The organism is Actinomadura sp. NPDC049753 (genome assembly GCF_040674655.1).
Classification (GTDB): Bacteria; Actinomycetota; Actinomycetes; order Streptosporangiales; family Streptosporangiaceae; genus Spirillospora; species Spirillospora verrucosospora.
Genome location: NZ_JBFARL010000042.1, coordinates 12,784 through 37,434, shown reverse-complemented (window position 1 = coordinate 37,434; position 24,651 = coordinate 12,784). Strand labels below are relative to the sequence as shown.

21 protein-coding genes are annotated in these 24,651 nt (G+C 72.9%); 12 read left to right on the top strand and 9 right to left on the bottom strand.

The window, feature by feature from the left end; genetic code table 11:
• Window positions 1-19: 19 nt before the first annotated feature.
• The 8 genes from AB0K37_RS14180 (at window position 20) to AB0K37_RS14145 (ending at window position 8,533) form a co-directional block, all read left to right on the top strand.
• Window positions 20-796 (top strand): urea carboxylase-associated family protein, encoded by a 777-nt coding sequence (locus AB0K37_RS14180; protein ID WP_363979899.1) that lies wholly within the window; start codon window positions 20-22, stop codon window positions 794-796.
• Window positions 793-1,728 (top strand): transporter substrate-binding domain-containing protein, encoded by a 936-nt coding sequence (locus AB0K37_RS14175; protein WP_363979873.1) that lies wholly within the window; start codon window positions 793-795, stop codon window positions 1,726-1,728. Before AB0K37_RS14180 ends, AB0K37_RS14175 begins: the two co-directional genes overlap by 4 nt.
• A complete protein-coding gene (locus AB0K37_RS14170; RefSeq protein ID WP_363979870.1) occupies window positions 1,712-2,701 on the top strand; it encodes an amino acid ABC transporter permease in 990 nt (329 codons plus the stop codon). Before AB0K37_RS14175 ends, AB0K37_RS14170 begins: the two co-directional genes overlap by 17 nt.
• A gap of 13 nt (window positions 2,702-2,714) precedes the next feature.
• On the top strand, window positions 2,715-3,482 hold the full coding sequence (locus AB0K37_RS14165) for an amino acid ABC transporter ATP-binding protein (protein WP_363979867.1): 768 nt from the start codon (window positions 2,715-2,717) through the stop codon (window positions 3,480-3,482).
• A 13-nt stretch (window positions 3,483-3,495) separates the two neighbouring features.
• Window positions 3,496-4,374: a carbon-nitrogen hydrolase family protein gene (locus tag AB0K37_RS14160; protein WP_363979864.1), complete on the top strand. Its 879-nt coding sequence runs from the start codon at window positions 3,496-3,498 to the stop codon at window positions 4,372-4,374.
• Window positions 4,371-5,513 carry an aminotransferase class I/II-fold pyridoxal phosphate-dependent enzyme gene (locus tag AB0K37_RS14155; protein WP_363979861.1) on the top strand — a complete coding sequence of 381 codons (1,143 nt, stop codon included), beginning with the start codon at window positions 4,371-4,373 and terminating at the stop codon, window positions 5,511-5,513. Before AB0K37_RS14160 ends, AB0K37_RS14155 begins: the two co-directional genes overlap by 4 nt.
• Window positions 5,514-5,558: 45 nt before the next feature.
• Entirely contained in the window at window positions 5,559-7,520 is a 1,962-nt protein-coding gene (locus AB0K37_RS14150; protein WP_363979858.1) for an acyl-CoA dehydrogenase family protein, read from the top strand.
• A 191-nt stretch (window positions 7,521-7,711) separates the two neighbouring features.
• A complete protein-coding gene (locus tag AB0K37_RS14145; RefSeq protein ID WP_363979855.1) occupies window positions 7,712-8,533 on the top strand; it encodes a methyltransferase domain-containing protein in 822 nt (273 codons plus the stop codon).
• A 307-nt stretch (window positions 8,534-8,840) separates the two neighbouring features.
• Here AB0K37_RS14145 and AB0K37_RS14140 read toward each other — a convergent pair whose 3' ends face one another.
• From AB0K37_RS14140 to AB0K37_RS14125, 4 genes are all read right to left on the bottom strand, one after another.
• On the bottom strand, window positions 8,841-11,729 hold the full coding sequence (locus AB0K37_RS14140; protein ID WP_363979852.1) for an AAA family ATPase: 2,889 nt from the start codon (window positions 11,727-11,729) through the stop codon (window positions 8,841-8,843).
• A 45-nt stretch (window positions 11,730-11,774) separates the two neighbouring features.
• A complete protein-coding gene (locus tag AB0K37_RS14135; protein ID WP_363979850.1) occupies window positions 11,775-12,803 on the bottom strand; it encodes a CoA transferase in 1,029 nt (342 codons plus the stop codon).
• 268 nt (window positions 12,804-13,071) lie between these two features.
• Window positions 13,072-14,853, bottom strand: a complete 1,782-nt coding sequence (argS, locus tag AB0K37_RS14130) for an arginine--tRNA ligase (protein WP_363979847.1) — start codon at window positions 14,851-14,853, stop codon at window positions 13,072-13,074.
• Window positions 14,854-14,952: 99 nt separating this feature from the next.
• A complete protein-coding gene (locus tag AB0K37_RS14125) occupies window positions 14,953-15,693 on the bottom strand; it encodes a hypothetical protein (protein ID WP_363979844.1) in 741 nt (246 codons plus the stop codon).
• A gap of 153 nt (window positions 15,694-15,846) precedes the next feature.
• Between AB0K37_RS14125 and AB0K37_RS14120 the strand changes: the two genes are divergently transcribed.
• Window positions 15,847-16,326: a YcxB family protein gene (locus AB0K37_RS14120; protein ID WP_363979842.1), complete on the top strand. Its 480-nt coding sequence runs from the start codon at window positions 15,847-15,849 to the stop codon at window positions 16,324-16,326.
• Here the strand turns inward: AB0K37_RS14120 and AB0K37_RS14115 are convergent.
• Entirely contained in the window at window positions 16,310-17,410 is a 1,101-nt protein-coding gene (locus tag AB0K37_RS14115) for a DUF6183 family protein (protein WP_363979841.1), read from the bottom strand. The genes AB0K37_RS14120 and AB0K37_RS14115 overlap by 17 nt on opposite strands.
• Window positions 17,411-17,463: 53 nt before the next feature.
• On the opposite strand from AB0K37_RS14115, the gene AB0K37_RS14110 reads away from it, so the two are divergent.
• On the top strand, window positions 17,464-18,582 hold the full coding sequence (locus AB0K37_RS14110; RefSeq protein ID WP_363979838.1) for a hypothetical protein: 1,119 nt from the start codon (window positions 17,464-17,466) through the stop codon (window positions 18,580-18,582).
• A gap of 5 nt (window positions 18,583-18,587) precedes the next feature.
• On the opposite strand, the gene AB0K37_RS14105 is transcribed toward AB0K37_RS14110, so the two are convergent.
• From AB0K37_RS14105 to AB0K37_RS14090, 4 genes are all read right to left on the bottom strand, one after another.
• Complete coding sequence (locus AB0K37_RS14105; RefSeq protein WP_363979835.1) at window positions 18,588-19,394, bottom strand: enoyl-CoA hydratase-related protein; 807 nt, start codon at window positions 19,392-19,394, stop codon at window positions 18,588-18,590.
• Window positions 19,395-19,449: 55 nt separating this feature from the next.
• Entirely contained in the window at window positions 19,450-20,595 is a 1,146-nt protein-coding gene (locus AB0K37_RS14100; protein ID WP_363979832.1) for an acetyl-CoA C-acetyltransferase, read from the bottom strand.
• 109 nt (window positions 20,596-20,704) lie between these two features.
• On the bottom strand, window positions 20,705-22,741 hold the full coding sequence (locus tag AB0K37_RS14095; RefSeq protein ID WP_363979829.1) for an MFS transporter: 2,037 nt from the start codon (window positions 22,739-22,741) through the stop codon (window positions 20,705-20,707).
• A 121-nt stretch (window positions 22,742-22,862) separates the two neighbouring features.
• The gene (locus tag AB0K37_RS14090; protein ID WP_363979826.1) at window positions 22,863-23,264 is read right to left on the bottom strand and encodes a hypothetical protein; all 402 of its coding nucleotides are present in this window, start codon (window positions 23,262-23,264) and stop codon (window positions 22,863-22,865) included.
• Between the two features lie 103 nt (window positions 23,265-23,367).
• Here AB0K37_RS14090 and AB0K37_RS14085 point away from each other — a divergent pair, with 103 nt between their 5' ends.
• Both AB0K37_RS14085 and AB0K37_RS14080 read left to right on the top strand, forming a co-directional pair.
• Window positions 23,368-23,529 (top strand): hypothetical protein, encoded by a 162-nt coding sequence (locus AB0K37_RS14085; protein ID WP_363979823.1) that lies wholly within the window; start codon window positions 23,368-23,370, stop codon window positions 23,527-23,529.
• Window positions 23,530-23,748: 219 nt separating this feature from the next.
• Window positions 23,749-24,642 (top strand): methyltransferase domain-containing protein, encoded by an 894-nt coding sequence (locus AB0K37_RS14080; RefSeq protein ID WP_363979820.1) that lies wholly within the window; start codon window positions 23,749-23,751, stop codon window positions 24,640-24,642.
• Window positions 24,643-24,651 lie beyond the last annotated feature (9 nt).

The window sequence follows — 24,651 nt, the reverse complement described above, 5'->3', positions numbered from 1 at the left end:
CAGATACACCGACACCGCGATGTACGAGGCGATCGGCGAGGCGACCGACCGCCGGACCCTCGTCGAGGAGTTCACCCTCCCCATCCGCACGGGGAAGGCGTGGCGCGTCGAGGCGGGCCAGGTCTGCCGGGTGTCGACGCCCGAAGGCCCGCAGGTCGGCGACTTCAACTTCTGGAACGCCGGCGACCCGCGCGAGCGCTTCTGGGCCGCCCGGACCCGCCAGATCCAGGGGACCCACGTCACGACCGGCGACCGCCTGTGGTCCTGCCTGCCCTACCTGCGGCCGATGCTGACGATCACCGGCGACAGCGTCGCCTACGGCGTCGACGAGTACGGCGGCGGCTGCCACGACCTGCTCGGCTCCCGCTGCGACCCCCACATGAAGAAGCTGCTGACCGGCGAGGACGTGGACGACCACTGCCACACGAACCTCGTCTCCGCCGTGGAGCCGTTCGGGCTGGACGAGACGGACGTGCACGACGTGCTGAACGTCTTCCAGCTGACGGGGCTGGTCGACGGCAAGTACTACACCGCGGCGTCCCCCGCGAAGGCCGGCGACCACATCGAGTTCCTGGCCGAGATCCCCCTGCTGTGCGCGCTGTCGAACTGCCGCGGCGGCGACCTCTCCCAGCCCCGCTGGGGACCGGGCGCGCAGGACACCACCGAGCACTGCCGCCCCCTGCACATCGAGATCTTCGACCTCGACCCGGCCCTGCTGGACGGCTGGACCATGCCCGAGCCGTCCACCTACCGCGGGCCCCACGGACACGGCACCACCCGAACGAGGACCCCATGAACGTACTGCGACACGCTCGACGAAGTGACCGCGCGCTGCTCCTGGCCGTCTCGGCGGCGGTGGCCCTGACGGCCTGCGGGGTCACCTCCGCCGAGGACGGCGAGGGACCCGACACCGGGGCGGCCCTCAAGATCGACGCGATAGCCGTCGACAGGAAGGCGCAGGCCGAACTGCCGGAGGCGATGAAGAAGTCCGGCACCCTGAAGGTGGCGAGCGAACTCGACTGGCCGCCGTTCTCCTACAAGGACGACAGCGGGCAGACCACGGGCATCGACGTCCTCATGGTCCAGGCGATCGGCAGGAAGCTCGGCCTGAAGACCAGCATCGCCGACCTGGGCGCCGACACCATCATCCCCAGCGTGCAGAACGGCCGCTACGACGTGGCGGTCAGCCAGCTCGTCACCACGCCCGAACGGCTCCGGGCGGTGAACTTCGTCGACTACATCCAGAACACGCTGGGCATCATCCAGCACAAGGACTACTCCCCCCAGGTCACCCCGGGCGACATGTGCGGGAAGACCTTCGTGGGCACCCAGGGGACCGGGCCGCTCGACTTCACCCGGCAGTATTCCGAGAAGGAATGCGTCGCCAAGGGCAAGCCCAAGATGACGATCCACGTCTTCGACAAGAGCGCGGCCACGATCCTCGCCGTGGGCAACAAGCGCGGCGTCTTCCTCACCAACCGCGCGGTGGGCGAGTACGTGGCGGCCACGTCGGGCAACGGCCTGGTGATGGGCAAGGAGACGATCCCCGGCTCGCGCACCCTCTCGGGAATCGCGTACTCCAAGAAGCAGCCCGAAGTCGGAAAGGCCGTGCAGGCGGCACTGCTGTCCCTGATGAACGACGGCACGTACCAGAGGATCCTCGAGAAGTGGAAGGTCACCGACCAGGCCCTCAAGACGAGCGAGATCCGCAATGAAACAGGGTCCTGACGTCGCGCGGCCATCGGCCTCCGGCGGCGGGCGGCCGAAGCGCCCCCGCGCCCACGAGGTCGTCCCGCCCCCCGATCCGAGCGAGGCGACGCCGGTCGAGGCCGGCCGCGCCCGGGAGCCGGGCAACTGGATCGCCTGGCTCCTCGTGGCCTTCGTGGCGGTGTGGCTGACCCACGCCCTGTTCACCAACCCCGGGTTCGAATGGGACGTCGTCGGCCAGTACCTCTTCGCGCCCGAGATCCTCAGGGGCACCGCCGTCACGGCGCAGCTCGTCGCCCTGTCGATGCTCATCGCCATCGCGCTGGGGATCGTCCTCGGCGTGATGCGCCTGTCGAACAACTCGGCGGCCTACCTCGCCTCAAGCGCCTACGTCTGGTTCTTCCGGGGCACGCCCGTCCTGGTCCAGCTGATCTTCTGGTACAACATCGCGACCCTCTACCCGCACTTCAAGCTGGGGATCCCCTTCGGGGGCCCGGAGTTCGCCTCCGTCGACAGCAACCGGGTGATGACGTCCTTCACCGCGGCCGTGATCGGGCTGAGCCTCAACGAGGCGGCGTACTACGCCGAGATCGTCCGCGCGGGCATCCTCTCGGTCGACCGGGGGCAGACCGTCGCCGCCAAGGCGCTCGGCTTCACCCCCGTCCAGGTCGTCCGGCGCATCGTGCTCCCGCAGGCGATGCGGGCGATCGTCCCGCCCACCGGCAACCAGATCATCGCCATGCTCAAGTACTCGGCCCTCGCGAGCGTCATCGCGGTGCCCGAACTCCTGCACTCCGCCCAGACCATCTACAACCGCACCTTCGGCACGATCCCCCTGCTCATCGTCGCCTCGATCTGGTACCTCGTCCTCGTCACCGTCCTCTCGATCGGCCAGCGCTACGTGGAGCGGTACTTCTCACGCGGTCACCTCGACGACGGCGTCGACCGCTTCGCCGCCCTCAAGCGGCGCATGCCCATTCTGCGGAAGCTCTAGGAGGAGGGCCGCCATGGAGCAACCGATGGTGCGCGCCGACAACGTGCACAAGTCCTACGGCGCCACGCCGGTCCTCAACGGCGTGTCGCTGACGGTCGAGCGCGGCGAGACGGTCTGCGTGATGGGACCGTCCGGGTCCGGGAAGAGCACCTTCCTGCGCTGCATCCACAACCTGGAGACGATCGACGCCGGACGCATCCGGGTCGACGGGGAACTCGTCGGCTACCGCGAGGGGAGGGGCGGACGCCTCCAGCATCTCGGCGGCAGGGAGGTCTGCCGCCAGCGGTCCCAGATCGGCATGGTCTTCCAGCACTTCAACCTCTTCCCGCACATGACCGTGCTGGAGAACGTCACCGCCGCCCAGATCCGCGTGAAGGGGGTCAGGCCGGCCGACGCGGAGGCCACCGGCAGGAGGCTCCTCGCCGACGTGGGGCTGGCCGGCAAGGCCGGCAGCTATCCCCGGCAGCTCTCCGGAGGGCAGCAGCAGCGCGTGGCGATCGCGCGCGCCCTCGCGATGGACCCCAAGGTGATGCTGTTCGACGAGCCCACCTCCGCGCTGGACCCCGAACTCGTCGGCGAGGTCCTCGCGGTGATCCGCGACCTCGCCCGCACCGGCATGACGATGATCGTCGTCACCCACGAGACCGGGTTCGCCCGCGAGGCCGGCGACAGCCTCGTCTTCATGGACCAGGGCCGCGTCGTCGAGGTCGGCCCCGCCCGCGACGTGATCGCCGACCCCCTGCACGAGAGGACCCGCGGGTTCCTCTCGACGATCCTGTGAAAGGCGGCACGGCATGAAGGACCACGTCGACGTCGCGATCGTCCAGTTCGATCCGCGCCCGCTCGACCCGGCCGGCAACCTGGAGGCCATGGCCGCCGCCGTGCGGGCGGAGGCGGCCGGCCGGCCCACCGACCTCGTCGTCTTCCCCGAACTGGCCACCACCGGCTACCTCCCGCCGGACTACAGCGACGACTTCCGGCGCCGGCTGGCCGCCGCGGGCGACACCATTCCCGGCCGCACCACCGAGGCGCTCGGCCGCGCCGCACGCGAGACCGGAACCCACGTCATCGCCGGCCTGGCCGAACGCGGGGGCGGCGAGGAGCTGTACAACACGCTCCTCCTCATCGGCCCGGACGGCGAGACCATCGGCGCGCACCGCAAGGTGCACCTGTGGGACCAGGAGCCGAAGTACTTCAGCCCCGGGCGCCGGTTCGACGTCCTGGACACCGGCCTCGGGCGCGTCGGGCTGTCGGTCTGCCACGACTCCCGGTTCCCCGAGGCCACGCGCCGGCAGGTCGTGGCCGGCGCCGAGATCCTGGTGTGCGTCTTCGCCTACGCCCCCGACCCGGGCGTCCCCGCGGACATCCTCGCCCACCGCGCGGTGACGCGCGCGTGGGAGAGCACCGCGTACTACGTGCTCGCCAACCGTCTGGGCAGCGAGTACGGCGCGGACTTCGCCGGCCGCAGCGTGGTCGCCGGGCCCACCGGCCAGATTCTCACCGGCGCCCACGGTACGCGGGATCCCGTCGTCCGCGCCCGCCTCCACCGCCGGCCTCTGGCCGACGCCCGCCGCGTCGTGGACGTCGCCCGCGAGCGGCGGCCCGACATCTACGGCGACCTCTCCCCCACCTCACCGGAAACGCCGGCAACGAGCCAGCAGGAGCATCCGTGACCGTCTTCACCTCATCGGACCGCGTGCAGGAGGTCCTCCGGCACTCCCTGCGGCCCTCCACCCGCCCGCCGGCGGACGTGATCTCCCTGGCGTCGGGCGAGCCGGACTTCGCGACCCCCGAACACATCCGCACGGCGCACGCCGCCGCGGTCGAGGCGGGCGCCACCCACTACGCGGCCTGGAACGGCGCCCCCGACCTTCGGGAGGCCCTCGCCCGGCAGGCCGGCGGCCCCGGCCGGCCGGGGCGGGCGGCGGACCACGTCCTCGTCGCCCACGGCGGCAGCGGAGCCCTGGCCGCGGCGATCCTCGCCTGCGTCGACCCCGGCGACCGGGTCGTCATCCCCGTCCCGACCTACTCCCTCTACGCCGACCTGGTGCGGATGGCCGGGGGCGAGCCCGTCCTCGTGCCGCAGCGCGACGACCTGCACCTGGACCTGGACGCGGTGGCCGCGGCCGCTCCCGGCGCCCGGATGGTCGCGATCTGCAACCCGTGCAACCCGACCGGCGTCGTGTACTCGGCGGAGGAGCTGGAGGGGCTGCGGGACATCGCAGAGCGGCACGGCCTGCTGGTCCTGGCCGACGAGGCGTACGACCAGATCGTCTACGACCCCCGGCGGTTCACCTCCGTCCTGGACGTCCCCGGCCTCGCCGAGCGGGTGCTGTACGTCCAGACGTTCTCCAAGACGTACGCGATGACGGGCTGGCGCATCGGATACCTGGTCGCGCCGCCCGACGTGGTCGCCGCGGCCGCGGTGGTGCACACCCGCATGGCCGGCCCCCTCAACACCGCGGTGCAGCATGCGGCGCTGGCGGCTCTCACCGGGCCCCAGGAGCCCGTCCGGCGGATGCTGGACGAGTACAGGGCGCGCCGCGAGCTGGTGATGCGGCTGCTCGACGGCGTGCCCGGCACCCGGCTGCGGGCCCCCGACGGCACGTTCTACGCGTTCGTCGGGCACGGCCCGCGGCTGACGTCGGTGCAGGTGGCCGCGAACGCCCGCGAGCGCGGGGTGGCGATCCGCCCGGGAAGCGAGTTCGGCGGTGAGGGCTCGGTCCGGCTGTCGTTCGCCACGGACCGGGAGACCCTGACCAGGGGCCTCCTCATCCTGCGCGGCATGTTCGAGGACATGGCGACCGTGTGAGCCGGCCGGGGGTTTCCGCCTCCGACCAGTGGAAACTTCGATCACATGAGCCAGCGAACCCACGAGCACGTCGACGAGCGGACGGCCCGCAAGGTGGCCGAGGAGGCCCGGGAGTCCGAGTGGCGGCTGCCGAGCTTCGGCAAGCAGCTGTTCCTCGGCGACCTGCGCCTCGACCTGATCCATCCGCACCCCCGCCCGTCGCCGGAGCAGCGGGCGAAGGGCGAGGGGTTCCTCGCCAAGCTCTCCGCGTTCTGCGCCGCCGAGGTCGACCCGGCGCGGATCGAACGGGAGGCGCGCATCCCCGACGAGGTCGTGCGGGGCCTGCGCGACCTCGGCGCGCTCGGCATGAAGATCCCCGAGAAGTACGGGGGGCTCGGGCTCAGCCAGCTCTACTACGGCCGCGCGCTGATGGTGGCGGGGTCGGTCAGCCCGGCGCTCGGGGCGCTGCTGTCGGCGCACCAGTCGATCGGCGTCCCGCAGCCGGTCAAGATGTTCGGGACGCCCGAGCAGAAGGACGCCTGGCTGCCGCGCTGCGCCCGGGAGGTCAGCGCGTTCCTGCTCACCGAGCCCGACGTCGGCTCCGACCCGGCGCGGCTGCGCGCCACCGCCGTCCCCGACGGCGACGACTACGTCCTCAACGGCGTCAAGCTGTGGACGACCAACGGCGTCGTCGCCGACCTCGTCGTGGTGATGGCGCGCGTGCCGAAGTCGGACGGGCACCGCGGCGGCATCTCCGCGTTCATCGTGGACATGGCCACGCCCGGCATCACCGTGGAGAACCGCAACGCGTTCATGGGGCTGCGCGGCATCGAGAACGGCGTCACGCGCTTCCACGACGTGCGGGTCCCGAAGGCGAACCTGATCGGCGCGGAGGGCGCGGGCCTGAAGATCGCGCTGACCACGCTCAACACCGGGCGGCTGTCGCTGCCCGCCATCTGCGCGGCGGGCGGCAAGTGGGCCGCCGGTGTCGCGCGGCAGTGGTCCAAAGAGCGGGTGCAGTGGGGGCGGCCGGTCGGCGAGCACGAGGCCGTCGCCACCAAGATCGCCTTCATCGCGGCGACCGCGTACGCGATGGAGGCGATGCTCGACCTGTCCGGGCAGCTCGCCGACGACGAGCGGAACGACATCCGCATCGAGGCTGCGCTGGCCAAGCTGTGGTCGTCGGAGATGGCGTGCCGCGTGGCCGACGAGCTGGTGCAGCTGCGCGGCGGGCGCGGTTACGAGACGGCCGAGTCGCTCGCGGCGCGCGGCGAGCGCGGCGTGCCCGCCGAGCAGCTGCTGCGCGACCTGCGCATCAACCGGATCTTCGAGGGCTCCAGCGAGATCATGCATCTGCTGATCGCCCGCGAGGCCGTCGACGCGCACCTGTCGGTGGCCGGGGACATCATCGACCCGGACGCCTCCACCGGGCGCAAGGCGCGGGCCGCGGCGAAGGCGGGCGGGTTCTACGCGCGCTGGCTGCCGACGCTCGTCACCGGCGCCGGGCACCGCCCGAACGCCTACGCCGAGTTCGGCCCGCTGGCCCGGCACCTGCGGTACGTCGAGCGGGCGTCCCGCAAGCTGGCCCGGTCGACCTTCTACGCGGCGGGACGCTGGCAGGGCGGCCTGGAGTACCGGCAGGGGTTCCTCGGCCGCATGGTCGACATCGGCGCCGAGCTGTTCGCGATGAGCGCGGTCTGCGTCCGCGCCCACGCCGACGCGTCCGCGCAGGGGCCGCTCGGCAGCATGGGCGCGAACGGCACGGGACCGGCCACGGCGCCCGGCAGGTCCGCCCTGCTGCTCGCCGACGCCTTCTGCCGGCAGGCGCGCGTCCGCGTCGAGGAGCTGTTCGACGGGCTGTGGCGCAACACCGACGCGATGGACGTGAAGCTGGCGCGGGCCGTCCTCGCCGGGGACTTCGCCTGGGTGGAGGAGGGCGTCCTGGACCCGTCCATCCCGGGGCCGTGGATCGCCCCGTCCGAACCGGGCGCGAGCGAGCGGGAGGACGTGCACCGGACGATCGGCTGACCGGATCGGACACGACACGCCCGGCGGGCCGCGGCCTCGGGAGGGCGTCCCGCGGTCGCGGGGCGTCCGGCTTCGGCGCGGGAGTAGACTGTCCCGACCTTCGCGCCAGAGATCGAACCGCCCCGAGGGGGCGGGGGAACGGTCCGGCGAGCGAGAAGCCGAACGCCAACGCACCCAGCGAGCGGGAAGTAATGCAGTCATCTGGTCAGAAGAAGTCCATCGCAGGCACCCTCCTCAGCCTCCTCGGCAGCGGTCCGAAGAAGGCCGGGACGGCCGCCGGGCCCGCCCCTGACGGGGACGTCGTCCAGCCCGCCGCCGGAGAGGGCGCGCTGGAGAACCACCTGGGCGGGGACGAGGCCCGCAACTACCGCGAGTACGAGTACCAGACCGTGGCCCCGCACGTCGGCCGCTCCATGCTGGAGGTGGGCTCCGGCCTCGGGCACTTCTCCGAGCAGTTCGCCGGGCGCCTGGACTACCTCGTCGTCAGCGACAACGACCCGTACTGCGTCGGCGAGCTGCGCAAGCGCTACGACGGCAACGACGACGTCGAGGTCATCGACCTGGCCCTGCCCGCCGACATCAAGATCCGGCGCAAGGTCGACACCGTCGTGATGATGAACGTGCTGGAGCACATCAAGGACGACGTGCAGGCGCTGCGCGACCTCGCCGCCGTCACCGAGCCGGGCGGCCGCATCGTCATCTGGGTGCCCGGCTACATGCAGCTCTACGGCGACTTCGACCGCAAGGTCGGGCACGTCACCCGGTACACGCCGGCCACGCTCGAGGCGTCGGTCCGGGAGGCCGGGCTCGTCCCCGAGGTGCTCAAGCCGATCAACTTCCTGGGCGGGATCGCCTGGTGGTTCGCGGTCCGCCGCGGCGGCGCCGGCTACCCCGACCCGAAGCTCGTCAAGATCTACGACCGGACGGTCGTGCCGCTCACCCGCACCATCGAGCGCTTCGTCAAGCCGCCGTTCGGGCAGACGGTCTTCTGCGTCGCGCGCGTCCCGCGCTAGCGCCGCGCTCCTCGCGCGGACGGGGACGGGTCACCTCTGGCGGCCCGTCCCCGTCGCTTTTTTCTTGACGCCGAAACGGTATGTCTCGCATCGCCGTCCGGGCGCGGGACCGCAAGACTGTGCAGTGGCCGGACGGGGTCCCGGTCCGCCTCTCCGGGCGGAGAAGCACCGCCTGCTTCCGCGGGCCGCGTCCCCGAAAGGCCAGCCACGAAAGTTCCCGTGTGGTCCGACGGTTCGCGGTGGGGAATCCGGGAGGGGAGATTCCCCGCCGTGAATCAGGCTGGCGGGCGCCCGCCCGGACGCCTGCTCACGCGCCGACCTTCGGGGTGGCGAACAGGGCCAGCCGGTGCGCGGTCGCCGCGGCCTCGCCGCGGCTCGCCACCTCCAGCTTGCCGAGGATGTTCGACACGTGGACGCTGGCCGTCTTCACCGAGATGAACAGCGCCTCGGCGATGTCGCGGTTGCTGCGGCCCTCCGCGACCAGGCGCAGCACCTCGAACTCGCGGGGCGTCAGCCCGAGCGGCGCGGCGGCGTCGCCGCGGCGCGGCATCCGGGTGCGGCGCAGCAGGTCGGCGACCCTCTCCGCGAGGGGCCGGGCGCCCAGCGCCTCGGTGATCACCCCGGCGGTGTGCAGGATCGACGCGGCGGCCTCGTGGTCGCCGGCCGCGAGCGCGGCCTCCGCCGCGCGGGCCAGGGCCCGCGCCCGGTAGTAGGGGTTGCCGAGCGCCTCCCACGCGGCCGCGGCCTCCTCCCAGGCGGCCCGGTCGAGGATGCCGCGCGCCCGGGACAGTTCGGCGGCGAACGTGAGGCAGTGCGCGTGCTGGAGCGGGCCGCTCGTCTTCAGGGCGGCGGCGCGCTCCTCCAGGCGGCGCAGCCGCTCCTCGGCGGCGGCTCCGATCTCGCCGCAGGCCGCCGCGCCCACGACGAGCGCGGGCCAGGTGTAGCGGGCGTCGTCCGGCATGCCGGTGTGTTCGAGGACGGGCTCCAGCGCCGCCAGCGCGGCCTCGGGGCGGCCCTCGGAGAAGGCGATGTTCGCCTCCAGCCAGAGCGTGCTGAAGTAGTCCTGGGTCTTCATCCACTTCAGCTTGAGCTTCATGATCTCGCGCGACCTGGCCAGCCGCGCCTTGGCCGTCGCGATGTCGCCGCGCACGAGCGCCACCCAGCCGGACAGGACGAGCAGCGAGGTGCGGGTCGTGATGGCCGGGTCCTGCTCCAGGGCGTGGTTCATCACGGCCAGGGCCTCGTCCCACCGGCCGAGCGAGACCAGCGGCTCGGCCTCGTTGATGGACAGGAACGTTCCCTGCGTGCGGCCCACGCCCCACTGGCGGGCCAGTTCGGCGCCGTGCCCGGCGACGGCGGCCGCCTCCTCGTGCCGCCCGGTGCCCTCCAGGAAGTGCGACCTGATCACGTAGTAGCGGAGCAGCACGCGGTGGTTGCCGCTGCGCTCGGCGCTCTCCCCGACCTCGGCGATGCGCGCCTCGTCGTCGTAGTCGATGTCGGCGCAGAACAACGTGATCAGCGCCTCGGTCTCCGCGATGGGGTCGCCGAGGGCGCGCGCGATGGACAGGGACTCCAGCGCCGCCTCGCGGGCCGCCTCGACGGAGGTGGTGATGCGCACGTAGTTGCCGAGCGTGGACAGGGCCCGGGCGCGCATGATGGTCGGCGGGTCGGCCGGCAGCGCGTCCACCGCGGCGCGCAGGTCCTCGACGAAACCGGGCCGCGCCACGTGGTAGCGCATGCGGCCGCGCTGTTCGAGCAGGGCCGCCCAGCGGGCGGTGTCGCGCTCGCCGTCGGCGGCCTCGACCTCCTTCAGCGCGGCGGTGGTGAGCTTGATGCCGCGGTCGAACTCGCCGGCCAGGTCGGCGGCGTTCGCGGCGTCCTCCAGGACCGAGACGTGGTCGGCGCCGATGCGCTCCGCCGCGTCGGGGACCTTCTCCCACAGCTGGAGCACGCGTTCGAGCATCGCCAGGCACTCGGCGTAGGCGACCGCCTTGCGGGCCTCGCGCGCCGCGCGCCAGGACGCGACCAGCGCCCACGTGCTGTCGTGGGCCTGCGTCCAGTGGTAGCTCAGCTCGACCCAGAGCCGCCCGGGCGGGACGAGCCCGGGCTCCTTCTCCAGGGCCTCGGCGTAGCGGGTGTGCAGGCGCGTGTACTCGCCCGGCAGCAGGTCGTCGTGGACGGCCTCGCGGATCAGGGCGTGCCGGAACGCGTAGCCGTCGCCGTCCACGACCAGGACGTTGGCGGCGACGGCGGGACGCAGGACGCGGGTCAGCGCGGCGTCGTCGAGCCCGGACACCGCGGCCAGCAGCGCGTGCTCGATGCGGGTGCTGCCGCCGCTGGCGTCCCGCAGGACGTCCTGCGTCTCCTCGGGGAGCCGCTGGACGCCCGCCAGCAGCAGGTCGCGCAGCGACTCGGGCAGCTCGCAGGCCAGCGTGCCGTCGTCGTCGAGCAGCGCCTCGATGAACAGGGGGTTGCCCTCGCTGCGGGCCTCGATCCGCTCGACGAGGCCGGGCGGCGGGATGTGGCCGAGCAGCTCGGTGACGAGCGCGGCGACGTCGGCGCGGGCCAGCCGGCCGATCTCCGTCCGGCGGACGCGTTCGAGCCGCTCCAGCCCGGCGAGCAGCTGGCGCAGCGGATGGGTGCGGTGCAGCTCGTCCGACCGGTAGGTCATGACGATCAGCAGCGGCGCCGAGCCGAGATTGCGGATCAGGAAGGCCAGCAGGTCGCGGGTGGACCGGTCCGCCCAGTGGGCGTCCTCGATGACGAGCACGACCGGGCCGCGCTCGGCGAGCCGCTCCAGCAGCGTCAGCACGACCTCGAACAGCCGGGCGCGCTCCTCGCCGGACGCGGCGTCGCTCTCCGGCTCCCCGAACTCGGGCAGCAGCCGGGCCAGGGCGCCGGTGTCGCCGCGCGGGACGAGACCGGCGACGCCCTCGATGCCGATGTCGCGGACGAGCCCGCGCAGGACGGTGGTGAACGGAGCGAAGGGAAGGCCGTCGGAACCGAGCTCCAGGCAGCCGCCGACCAGCGTCCTGGCGTCGGCCTCCCGGCTGAACTCCCTGACCAGACGGGTCTTGCCGAGGCCCGCGTCGCCGCCGAGCAGCACGGCGCCCGGCGCGGCGGCGAGGGCCTCCCGCAACTGCCGCAGTTCGGCCGACCTGCCGATCAGGACGGGACTCATCGCACGCGCGTTCACGTCACAAGCATGCCAAAGGGATCGGACAATCCCACCCGTATATCACTACGTGAGACGCCAGGTCTGGCCCCGGTGCTCGTCCAGCTCCGGAACCGCTCCTCGCGGAAGGGGCGGGTGGACGGCCGTCCGCACCGGGCCCTCGTCCTGGACCCCGCGCGACCTGAAGTGGTCGAGTTCGAGCATCTCGGCGCGGGTGAGCAGGGGCGCCACCGGGGCGCCCGCCCGCGTCAGGCGCTCGACGGCCTCCTCCCGGGTGAGCCCGGCGACCGCGGCGGCGACCGCGCCGTCCAGCTCGCGGATCCGCTGGAGCCGCTCGGCGAAGGGGACGGCGGCGTGCTCGCCGATGCCGAGCGCGTGGCAGGTCGCCGCCCAGAGCTTCTCCTCGGACACGACGCCGATGGTGATCTTCTGGCCGTCCCCGGTCGGGTAGACGCCGTAGCCGGGCACCGGCCCCGCGCCCGACCGCCGGGTCGCCGCCGGGACGGTGCCGACCCAGTGCGCCAGGACGTCCGCCATGCCGAGGTCGATGCGGTCGCCGACCCCCGTCTCGCGGGCCTTGAGGCAGGCGGCCGTGATCGCGAAGGCGGCCGTCGTCGCGGCCGCCATGTCCGCGAGGGGAAGCTCGTCGGCCTCCGGCGACACGGCGTCCGGGGGCAGCGCTGCCGCGTGGGCTCGGTAGTTGATGTCGTGTCCCGGGACGTCCCTGAGCGGGCCTTCCGCCCCGTATCCGGAAATGGAGCAGTAGACGAGCCGAGGGTTCAGCGCCCTGAGGGTCTGGTGGCCCACGCCCAGCCGTTCGGCGACACCGGGCCTGAACCCCTCGACGAAGACCTCGGCGTCCGCGGCCAGTTCCCTGAGCGCCGCGAGCCCGTCCTCGGACTTGAGGTCGAGCACCATGCCGCGCTTGTGCCGGTTGAGGGCGTCGAAATGGTCGCGGAACATCCGCATCGGTTCCCCGCCGGGCGGCTCCACCTTGATCACGTCGGCGCCGAGCTGGGCGAGCAGCAGCGTCGCGTACGGCCCGGGCCGCCACATCGTCAGGTCGAGGACGCGCAGTCCGTCCAGCGGCGCCATGGTGCTCCTCGCGTGTCGGGGACCATCACCGTGCCGGTCCGCCGCTTCCGGCGTCAAGCGAGCGCTTGGTCGCCATGGGTTCGCGGGAGCGGCCGCCGCCCCGCCGTCCCCGCGAATAAGAACGGGCCGCACGCCCGGCGCCGGTCGCTCGGAAGCGACCGGCGCGGGGTGCGGCCCGCCAGGTGCTCGGAGAGGCCCGGCGGGGCCTTCCCGTTGTCGCGTCCCCCCGGTGCCGGGGGGACGCGGTCGTTGCAGCGGAACGCGTCGCTCACATCCTGTCGGGTGTGGGGACGCCGAGAAGGCCGAGGCCGGTGACCAGCGTGCGCAGCGTGACCGCGCACAGGGCCAGCCGGGACGCCCTGGTCTCCTCGTCGGCAGCCTTCAGCACCGGGTGGGCCCGGTAGAAGGCCGCGCACAGCGTGGCGAGGTCATGGAGATACCTCGCCAGCCGGTGCGGTTCCGCGGCCGCGGCCGCCTGTTCCAGCGTGCGGCCGAAGTCGAGCAGGTGCAGCGCCAGGGCCCGCTCCTCACGGGTCCCGATCACGATCGGACCCGAGGCCGACTCCGGCGCCAGCCCGCCCTTGCGGAAGATGGACTTCAGCTGGACGGCGGTGTACTGCACGAAGCCCGCCGTCCTTCCGCTGTAGCCCACCATCCGGTCTAGGGCGAACGGATGCCCGGCGTCCCGCCGCACCAGCAGCTCGGCGAACTTCACCGCGCCGATGGCCAGGGCGTCGAGCACCGCGGCCCGGGACTCGCCGTCGAGCCACTCGCCGCGGCCGCTCCGGCGGAGCACCGTGGCGGCCCGCCGGCGCGCCCGGTCCATCAGGTCGGACGCTCTGCCGCTCCTGCCGGACCCGCTCACCAGCCCGTGGCCGGTCCTGGGATCGATCACGAGGCCGATCTCGGCATGGTCGAGCGCGACACTGTAGGGCGCCATGCCCGACTCTCGCGCGACGGCGAACAGCGTTTCGAGGTGCTCCCTCTCCTCGCCGCCCACCACGTAGACCACCCGTCGGACGCGCAGGACGTCGAGCCGGTGGAGCATCGTGGCGAGATCGATGGTGGTGTGTCCGTACCCGCCATCGCTCTCGCGGATGATCACCGCCCTGGGCTCGCCGTCCTCACCGGTGAGGCCCGGCAGGAGGACGCACAGCGCGCCACCGGCGTCCACGGCGAGGCCGCGGGCGACCAGCTCGTCGACGACCTCGGGGAGGTACTCGTCGTAGAAGCCCTCTCCCCTGGGGTCGCCGGTGAGCGGAACGCCCAGCCAGTCGTAGAGCGGACGGTGGAATGCCGTGGAGGCGTCCACGAGGAGCCGCCGGTAGCGCCGGGTTTCCTCGTCGGCGCCGCGCAGGGCGTCCAGTCGGCGCCGTGCCCGTCCGGCGAATTCCGCGTCCGACTCGACCTTCGCTTCGGCCGTCCTGCGGAAGGCGTCCGGGTCGCCGGCGAACGCCTTGAGCCCGGCATCGACGCCCTCCTCGAAGTCGAGGAGGTGCTCGATGAGCGCGCCCAGGGGCGCGCCCCGGTCACCGACGTGGTTCTCCCAGGTCACCTCGTGGCCCAGGAACTCCATGATCCGGGCGAGGGCGTCACCCACGATCGCCGAACGCAGGTGACCGGCGTTCATCACCGATCCGACGCTGGGCGTGGAGAGTGTCACCGCGACCCGCTGGGGACTGAACGCGGCGGGCACCGCGAGGCGCTCGTCGTCCAGGAACCGCTGGAGTTGCTCGGCGATCCACTCGTCGCTCAACGTCAGGTTGATGTAGCCGCGCTTGCTGACCCGGACCTTCGACACGCAGTTCGGGACGCGGAGCCGCTTGACGATCCGCCGCGCCACGCTCCGCGGGTAGCGGTGGCCCAGTTTCCTGGCCAGCGCCAACGCGACGTTGGACTGCAGATCCGCGTAGCGCGACCGCCGGAGGACCGGGTCGATGCCCGCGTACTCTGAGCCGAAGGCGTCCCTCAGTGCTGCCCGGAACCGGTCGGTGAGTATGGACACCGGCGACAGGCCGGTGACGGTGAACCGATCTTGCTCAAGGCTCATCTCGCTTTCTCCCTGTTCTGGTTTGTGGCTCTGCGGGACTATCCCGCATCGGTTACCGTTCGCCACCGCTGCGGAACGGCAACCCGGCGCCCGCCGCTCCTACGACTTGATGGACGGACGTCCGGCGATCAGATCGCTCAGCCGGTCCCCGAGGCGCTGGACGGGGAGGCGGTACCGGCGCTCCCTCTTCCGCGCCCGCCGCTCCTTGCGGGACCCCTCCGCGTAGCGGCGCCGGGCCCACGGCGAGTCCGGCCGGGCCAGCCGGATCGCGCCGACGATCGCGACGAGCCCGATGAACAGGCCGATGACGCCCGTCCAGACCTTGCCCTTGAGGAGGGCGATCACCGCGACGCACAGGTTGAACAGCAGGGCGCCCGCGATCCCCCACACCCCGTCCCCGGCGGAGTCGTCCACGCCCAGGGGCCGCAGGCCCACCAGCATCAGCCCGCAGAGCGCGATCGTGATGAAGACGACCTCGACCGACAGCCGGCCCTGCTCGCTCCAGTAGACGTCCTGGAGGTGCAGGACCAGGGCGAACTCGTCGAGGACGAGCGCGGCGCCCACCCCGAACACCGCCGCGGCGGCGGCCGCCCACCCGGACGAGTCGTTCGTTATGGCCAGTCCGCCCACGCCGCCGACGCACATGAGCACGAGCCCGAACACGACGTGGTGGATGTGCCGTCCGCCGGGCGTCACGTTCCCGGGCCACCACCGCGCCTGCCGCCGGATCATCCGCACGCTGAACCGGATGAACAGGAACGCCGCGATGAACGCCAGGAGAAAGCAGAACAGCCGGAGCCGTCCGGCGTCCGCGATCTCCCTCGTGAACCATTCCCCCACACCCGCCCCCTTCCCCGAGGCGGGCAAAGCCCACCTTTACCGCCGGCGCCAGGGGGTCCCTCGCGGGCGTGATGGGGGTGTCGGTCGGCCCGCGGTTGCGCTGGTGAGCGAGCCTGGAAAGGATGATCCGCACGTTCCAGCAAAGGCGGCGATGTGGACATCTCGGTCAAGTACCAGCCCACCGAGGACGAGGTGACCCGGGCGTTCACCCATGGCTTCAAGAAGCAGCTCACGATCCTGTACACGGTCCTCGTCGTCGCCTTGATCGGGGGCGCGGCCTACAGGTTCGCGTCGGGCGACCCGGGAATGGGCATCGGGGCGCTGGTGGCGGCGGTCCTGAGCCCCCTGGCGGGGACGTGGTGGCTCCGCAGGCGCGCGCGGAAGATGCTCGCGTTCCTCTGCGTCCCGACGACCGTGCGGGTGACCGACAGCGGCTACGAGTGCCGAACGGAGGAGTCCACCACGGAGATGCGGTGGACCATGTTCTCCCACGTGTACCCCACCCCGGAGTTCTGGCTGCTGTATGTGAACAACCAGCCCGCCGCCTTCCTCCCCAAGGCGGCCTTCGACACCGCCCAGCAGGCCGAGATCGACGCCTTCCTCGCCGCTCGCAAGATCAGTCGGAGTCGGTGACGGCCAGCACGGCCACCGTCCGGCCGTCCGGGCGCAGGACGGCGATGCCCACGTCCAGCGGCGGAACGACCTGGAGATGCCAGTCCGAGCCGTAGAAGAGCCATGTGCACCGGTCGGCGGCGTGCTCGACCACCGCCGGGTCGGCCTCCTGGACGCCCGCCAGCGCGGCCAGCGACTCCCACGCGGCCTTGCGCGCATGAGCGCCGTGCATGCGGGGCCCGTACGCGCCACCGGAAGCGGCTCCGCTGAAAAGCGTCCGCAGGACGTCGGCGGTGATGACCCGCCGCACCCCGTTCACGGTGGCACCGGTGCTGGCCGACGGGAGGAGCCGGAGCAGCGAGGCGCCGAAGTCGGCGCGAGCCAGCGTGCGGTCCAGTCGGAACAGTCCCGTCTCCAGGGCGTCGACCCCCGACGGCCAGTTGCGGTAGACGCTCAGCGCCTGCCGAGCCCCAGGCCAGTCGACCGCCGCCGCGTCGACGTCGAGGCCGGAAGGGCCTGGCGCGTCCGGTGCCCCCTCACCGGGCGGCCGCCAAGGCTCCGCCCGGCCGGGATACCGGGGCAGCCCGAGACGCCGCTCGGCACCGACCGGGCGAAGCGGCAGTTCCGCCAGCGGATGCCCGGCGGCCCGCAGCCTCCCGGCGAAGCCGCCGGCGGACGTCGCGTCGTGGCGCAGCGCCGTCTCCTGGAGGAGGCAGGCCGCGAGTTCGTCCGACGCCTCGGCGCCGTCGAACACCGCGAGGAGATGCTCGGGAGGCTGGGCGCAGGCCAGCCATTCCGCGACCTCCGGCAGGCTGTAGCGGAGGTCGCCGCCCCAGGTCAGCCCCGCGGCCGCGAGGGCGCGGACGCGCGCGGTGCGCTCCGCGTCCCCGGGCGCGCTCGCCAGCCGCCTCAGCGCGACCTCGAAGCCGTACCGCATCGGGTGGGTCGGCTTCTCCACCTCCAGCAGCGCGGCCAGCAGCCGTTCGAGCCACTCCGGCTCCGCCTTCTGGACGGCGTTGTCGGTCACTTTGACGGCCCTGTCCCAGTGGCGGTCCTTGTAGGTGTCCGCCAGCCCCATCCGCCGGACGGCCTTCTCGATCTCCACACCGCGCAGTCTCACACCCGAGACGACCGGAGAGCGACCTTTAGGCTGACCTGGTGATCACGGTTCCACGGCATGCCACCACCTACAGCCTCTTCGTCCCGGACGAGGAGGCCGCCCGCGAGGGCGCCCGGGCGCTCACCGGACGCGGCCACGCGCTCGTGCGCGTCGCCCCCGACCCCACGACCGACTCCGGGTGGCGGATCGACAGCCTCGACGAGGGCCCCTACCCGGACGACGACGAGCACTGGTGGACGGCCGCCGAGAATCGCGCCGTCACGGTGCTGGCCGAGAGGCTCGGCGGCCGGCTCTCCAGGTCGATGGCCCTGACCGAGACCGCCCGTCGCTTCTTCCCCGGGGAAGAGCTCGTCTGCGACCGGAGCGCCGACGACGTGCGCGAACTGCGGGTGGGCGTGCTGTCCCGCGAGCCCGCCCGCACGCCCGCGCCGGCCATCGTCCACGGCCTCGGCGCGGAGGAGCCGTCCGGCGCCCCCTCGGGCGAGCCGATCGTCCTGGACGGGCTGGACGACGTCGACTGGTCGTCTCTCACCGGCGCCTACGGACCGGCCGGCGAAGTCCCGGACATCCTGCGGGGCCTCGCCGCCAACGACGAGGGCTGGGAGGAGGCCGTCGAGGAGTACTTCAGCACGGTCGTCCACCAGGACACGTGCTACGACTGCACTCCGGAGACCATCGGGTTCCTCGTCCAACTCGTCCGCGCGCCGCAGCTGTTTCCCGCCTACCGGCTCCACCTGCTGATCCATCTGGCCTACATCGCCACGATCGACCCCGTCCCGGCCACCGGCGAGCCCGACTCGGACGAGGCCGCCGCCTGCCAGGCCGTCCTCGACCGCCTTCCCGGCCTGCTGGCCCTCTGGCCGGACGCGCCCGCGGCGGTGCGCGCGTGGCTGATCGTCCTGGCGGCCGTCCGGCCCGGCGCGGCGCCGCGGCCCGAGTTCCACGAGTTCCGGGGGCGGTTGGACGGCCCGAGCCCCGCCCTCGACCTCGCGCTCGCCCTGATCTCCGGTGACGACGGCGCCGTCCGCGACCTGACGCGCGCCGCGGCCGCGTGGGACGAGGAGGTCTCCGCCAAGCTGGAGGAGCCGTTCCCCCACCGGACCCGCGACCTGAAGGTCCTCTTCCACCTCGCCCTGGCCGAGCTCGCACCGCGCTAGGCGGCTCAGCGGCCCTGGAAGTCCGGGGGGCGGTTCTCCAGGAAGGCGGTGATGCCCTCCTTGGCGTCCTCGGTGGCGGTCAGCTCGACCAGCTCGGACAGCAGGTGGGCGACCTGGTCCTCCAGGGGGCGGCCCTCGATGGCGAAGAACGCGTCGCGGCCGCGGCGCAGGCCGACGGGGCTCTTGGACGCGATCACGCGGGCCAGCTCGTCCACGCGGGCGTCCAGATCGGCGCGCGGGACGACCTCGGTGACCAGGCCGATGTCGCGGCCCTCGGCGGCGGTGACGCGGGCGCCGGTGTAGTAGAGCTTGAAGGCGTGCTTCGGGGCGACGTTCCGGTTGATGATCGCCATGATCATCATCGGCCAGAGGCCGACGTTGACCTCGGGGGTGGCGAGTACGACGTCGTCGGCCGCGATGACCAGGTCGCAGGCGGCGGCGAGGCCGAGGCCGCCCGCGACGGCGTGCCCGGCCAGCCGAGCGATGATCGGCTTGCCGAGCCGGGGGAACGCGGTGAAGAGGCGGAAGGGGGCGCTGTCCCGGACGGCGGCGGCGTCGGCGACCGACCGGCCGTCCGCCTGCGCCCGGCCGAGGCCGCCGAGGTCGGCGCCCGCGCAGAACGCCCGGTCCCCGGCGCCGGTCAGGACGATCACCCGGACGCCGGTGTCGGCCCCGGCCCGCTCGAACGCGTCGAGGAGCTCGCCGATCATCTGGTCGCTGAGCGCGTTGCGGGCGTCGGGGCGGTTCAGCGTGATCCGCGCGATCCGCTCGTCCGCCGAATACAGGATGGTCTCGTACATGTCCCCGTCCACCTCCGAACGGTACCGCCCCCTGGAGCGGGCTCCAGGGGGCGGTTCCTCGACGGGCTCAGATGCGCTCGATGATGGTGGCGTTGGCCTGGCCGCCGCCCTCGCACATCGTCTGCAGGCCGTAGCGGCCGCCGGTGCGCTCCAGCTCGTGCAGCAGCTTGGTCATCAGGACGCCGCCGGTCGCGCCGAGCGGGTGCCCGAGGGCGATCGCGCCGCCGTTGGGGTTGGTCTTGTCCAGCGAGGCGCCGGTGTCGTGCGCCCACGCCATCGGGACCGGGGCGAACGCCTCGTTGACCTCGAAGACGTCGATGTCGTCGATCTTCAGCCCGGCGCGGTCCAGGGCCTTCTCGGTGGCGGGGATCGGGCCGGTCAGCATGTAGACCGGGTCGGAGCCGCACACGGCGAGGGTGTGGATGCGGGCGCGCGGGGTGAGGTTGTGCCGCTTGACGGCCTCCTCGGAGGCGATCAGCACCGCGGAGGCGCCGACGGAGATCTGCGAGGCGACGGCGGCGGTGATCCGGCCGCCCTCGCGCAGGGTCTTCAGGCCCGCCATCTTCTCCAGCGTGGTGTCGGCGCGGGCGCCCTCGTCCTTGGACAGCCCGGCGATGGGGGCGATCTCGCGGTCGAAGTAGCCGGCCTCGATGGCCTTGGCGGCGCGCTGGTGGCTCTCCAGCGCGAACTTCTCCAGGTCCTCGCGGGTGAAGCCCCACTTCTCGGCCATCAGCTCCGCGCCGCGGAACTGGGAGATCTCCTGCATGCCGTAGCGCTCGGCCCAGCCCTCGCCGAACGGGAAGGGCATGCCCTTCTCCAGGGCCATGGCGACGGAGGAGCCCATCGGGACCATCGCCATCTGCTCGACGCCGGAGGCGACGACGAGGTCCTGGGTGCCCGACAGCACGCCCTGGGCGGCGAAGTGGATCGCCTGCTGGGACGACCCGCACTGCCGGTCGATGGTCACGCCGGGCACGCTCTCGGGCAGCCCGGCCGACAGCCACGCGGTGCGCGCGATGTCCAGGGACTGCGGGCCGACCTGCATGACGCAGCCCATGATCACGTCTTCGACCCCGGAGGGGTCGACCCCGGTGCGGTTGACGAGCTCCTTGAGCACGTGCGCCCCGAGGTCGGCGGGGTGGACGTCCTTGAGCGCGCCCTTCTTGGTACCGACGGGGGTACGGACCGCGCCGACGATGTACGCCTCGGCCACTACGCCTCCAAAGATCTGGGGTTCCGTCCCGAAACCGAGTGTGATTCGGTTAGTCAGTATGAGATTACATCCTCCCGGCGCGGCGCGCTGTGAGGTGGGTCTCGGGGACCTACGTCCCCTGCCCGGCGGGCCGCGTCCCGGGCCTGAGGACCTCGCCGTCCGCCTCGTCGCCGAGGGACGCCTCCGCCAGTCGCGACAGGACGTCCGCCAGCTCAGGATGCTCCTCGGGAGCCCAGCCGTCCAGATGCCGGGCGAGCCCCTCGCGGCGGACGGCGAACAGCCGCTCGGCGGTGTCCCGGCCGGACGGCGTGACGGTGAGGGTGCCCTCGCGCCGCAGGACGTAGCCCGCGTCCACGAGCCGGTCGACGTACGGGCGGCCCTGCTCGACCCGGACGCCCGCGCGGTCGGCGAGGTCCTGGCCGGTGACGGACTCATCCTTGGCGATCCGGCACAGCGCCCACACGCTGCCCGCCGGCAGGGACACGCCCGAGAGCGCGGCCAGCCTGTCGTACAGCTCGAAGGCCCTGGCGTCCCGGCGCATGAGCTCGCTCAGGGCGCGCTCCATCTCGTGCCTGGACGACCGGACGGTCGGCGCCGCGCCGAAGCCCTCACCGTAGTCGGGCGTCTGCGACGTCGCGCGCAGCGGGACCTCGCGCAGGAACCAGGTCAGCACGAACGCGGCCGCCGCCACGGGGACCGCCCAGAAGAACACCGAGTCGATCGACTGCGCGTAGGCGTGCAGGACGGCGTTCTTGACCGCGACCGGGTACCGGTCGAGCAGCGCCGGATTGCCCTGGACGGCCGCCGGGTCGAACCCCGGCGGCAGGATCCGCGCCAGGTCCGCCACATGGCCGGCGAGCTGGTTGCTGAAGATCGAGCCGAAGACCGCGACGCCGAACGACCCGCCGATCTGCCGGAAGAAGGTGACGCCGGACGTCGCGGAGCCGAGGTCCTCGTACGACACCGCGTTCTGGACGGCGATGACGAGCACCTGCATGACCAGGCCCAGCCCGAAGCCGAGCAGCGCGAACCGCAGGCTCATGCTCAGCGTGGTGGAGTTCTCGTCCAGCGCCGAGCACAGGTAGAGCGCCAGCGCGATGATCGGCGTGCCGACCATCGGGTAGACCTTGTAGCGGCCGAACCGGGTGATCATCTGGCCGGAGCCGATCGAGCTGAGCAGCATGCCGAGCATCATCGGCAGCAGGTAGACGCCCGACAGCGTGGGCGAGACCCCGTGCACCACCTGCAGGAAGATCGGCAGGAAGGTCAGCGCGCCGAACATCGCGAAGCCGACCGCGAAGCTGATCGCGGCGCCGAGGGCGAACACCGGGTGGCGCAGCAGCGAGGGCGGCATGATCGGCTCGGCGGCGCGCCGCTCGACCAGCAGCCACACCCCGATCAGCGCCACCGAGCCGGCGCCCAGGCCGATGATCGGCGCGGACGTCCAGGGGTAGCGCGTCCCGCCCCAGGTCGCCGTCAGGACCAGCCCGACCGCCCAGCCGACGATCAGCAGCGTGCCGAGGTAGTCGATGCGGTGGCGCTCCCGCTCGCCCTTCGCGTGCAGCACGGCGGCGATCACCGCCAGCGCCACCACCCCGATGGGCAGGTTGATGTAGAACACCCAGCGCCACGTCAGGTTGTCGACGAACCAGCCGCCGAGCAGCGGGCCGCAGACGCTGGCCACGCCGAAGACCGCGCCGAACAGGCCCTGGTAGCGGCCGCGCTCGCGGGGCGGCACCACGTCCCCGACGATGGCGACGGCGAGCACCATCAGCCCGCCGCCGCCGAGGCCCTGAAGCGCGCGGAACACGATCAGCTGCGTCATGTCCCGGGACAGCCCGCACAGCGCCGACCCGATCAGGAAGATGACGATCGACGCCTGGAACAGCCGCTTGCGGCCGTACTGGTCGCCGAGCTTGCCCCACAGCGGCGTGGACGCCGTGGAGGACAGCAGGTACGCCGTGACGACCCACGACAGGTGGTTGAGCCCGCCGAGGTCGCTGACGATCGTCGGCAGCGCGGTGGACACGATCGTCTGGTCCAGCGCCGCCAGCAGCATGGCGAGCATGAGGGCGCCGAGGACCACGTAGAGGTCTCTGCCCTTCGGCAGGGCCCGCTCGTCCCGCGCCGTCGCCGTCGCCGTCATGTCGCCGTCGCCGTCAATGCCCTCGCCCCCCTGCCGCCGCCCGGATGCCGGGTACGTGCGGGGAGATGCCTACCCACGAGCCGGACGGGATCACCCGCCACGGGCGGCCCGAGGGGACGGGTCAGCGCACCAGGTCGCGGGCGACCTTCGCGGCGCCGATCGAGGCCGCCCCTCCGGCGACCGCCACCGCGCCCGCGGTCACCCACAGCGGCATGCCCCTGCGGGTCTTCAGGCCGCTCGCCACGTCGATCGAGTCGACGGCGAGGCCGATCCGGGCCCACAGCCGGCGCCCGGAGTCGTCGCCGCTGAGCAGGTAGCCCGCACCGAGCGCGATCTCCCGGGCGGCGAACATCCGCGCGACGTAGTCGCGGCCCGGGTCGGCGGAGCCGCCGAGGCCCATCAGCTTCACGGTCAGCCTCGGCGCGGCGAGCGCCGCGAGCCCGAGGGCGACCCGGCCGCGCGCCAGGCTGGTCGCCATCTCGTCCACCCTGTCCCGACCGTCTTCTTCCTTCGCATCTGCCACGAGGGTGAGGGTATCGGCCCGCCTCCGCTCCCCGACCGGCGGGTAACCCCCGGCTTACACGTCTATGGTTCAGGGAGGCGGCTCTCCCCGGACGAAGGTGGCCATGGAAGGCATCCTCACTCTCATCGTCGTGTCGCTGCTCGCGGCGTTCTGCGTGCGCTGGGCCGCCGGGCGGCTCCGGCTGAACATGCCGACCCGGGCCGCGGTGATCATCGTGTTCGTCATCGTCGTCCTGGCGATGTACGGCGAGCACCTGCGGAACTGACCGGCGGAACCGACCGGCGGGTGAATTCTCGGGGCCGATCCCGAACCTCCCGGCCCTTCGGAGAGTCATAAGTGGCGAAACCGGCTTCACGCCCGTTCGCTGCCCGCCGGCGCCGACGCGTCCCGCCCGTCCGGGCGGGATCCCCCTGGCACGCGCCCGCACGGTGGACGCGAACGGGACCCCGTACGGCGAAGCCGGCCGAGCCGAGGGAGAGCACCCGTGCCGCATCCGGCGCCCGCCGTCCAGGAGACCGGGGGCACGATCGCCCCGCATCTGAGGCGCCTGCTGGAGTTCGTCGAACCCCATGCCGGCGACGTGTGCCTGGACGTCGCGCGCGGGCGCGGCCCGATGCCCGCCGCGCTCGGCCCGCACGTCCGCCAGGTGACCGCGGTGGACGCGACGCCCGTGGCGGCGGCGTCCGCGCGGGCCAGGCCGGGCCGGATGGAGACGGTGGAGTTCGGCACGGGGCCGGTCCGCATCACCGGCGAGGCCCGCGGCCCGGACGGCTCCCGCGGCCCGGACGGCGCCCGCGGCGGCCGTGACGGAGGCGGCGCCCGCCCGAGGCCCCCGGCCGCCATGACGCGCGAGGACCCGCGGCCGGGGGCCGCACGTTCCGCCCCGCGCGTCCCGGTCAAGGCGGACGCCACCGCCCTGCCGTACAGGGACGACATGTTCTCCCTGGTCACAGCCCGTTTCTCGCTCTACAACCTGGGCGATCCGGGCGACGTGCTGCGGGAACTGCTGCGGGTCTGCCGACCGGGCGGGCGGGTGGTCATCGCCGACCTCGTCCGCGGCAACCTCGCCGGGCCCGAGCGCGACCGGATCGAGCGCCTGCGCGACCCCGACCATCCGGGCACCCCGTCCATCGCCCGGCTCACCGAGATGATCACATCGGTGGGCGGCAGCATCCGCCGGCTGGACGTGTTCACCGTGGAGCGCCCCGTCGAGCCGTGGCTCGCCGGGGCCCGCGACGGCGCCGCGGCCGACCGCATCCGCGCGGCCATGCTCGACGAGGTGGACGGCGGTCCCCGCACCGGCGCCAAGCCGCGCGTCATCGGCGGCGAACTCTGGTTCACCCAGTCCTGGGCGCACGTCGCCGCGGAACCGATCTAGCGCCGCGGG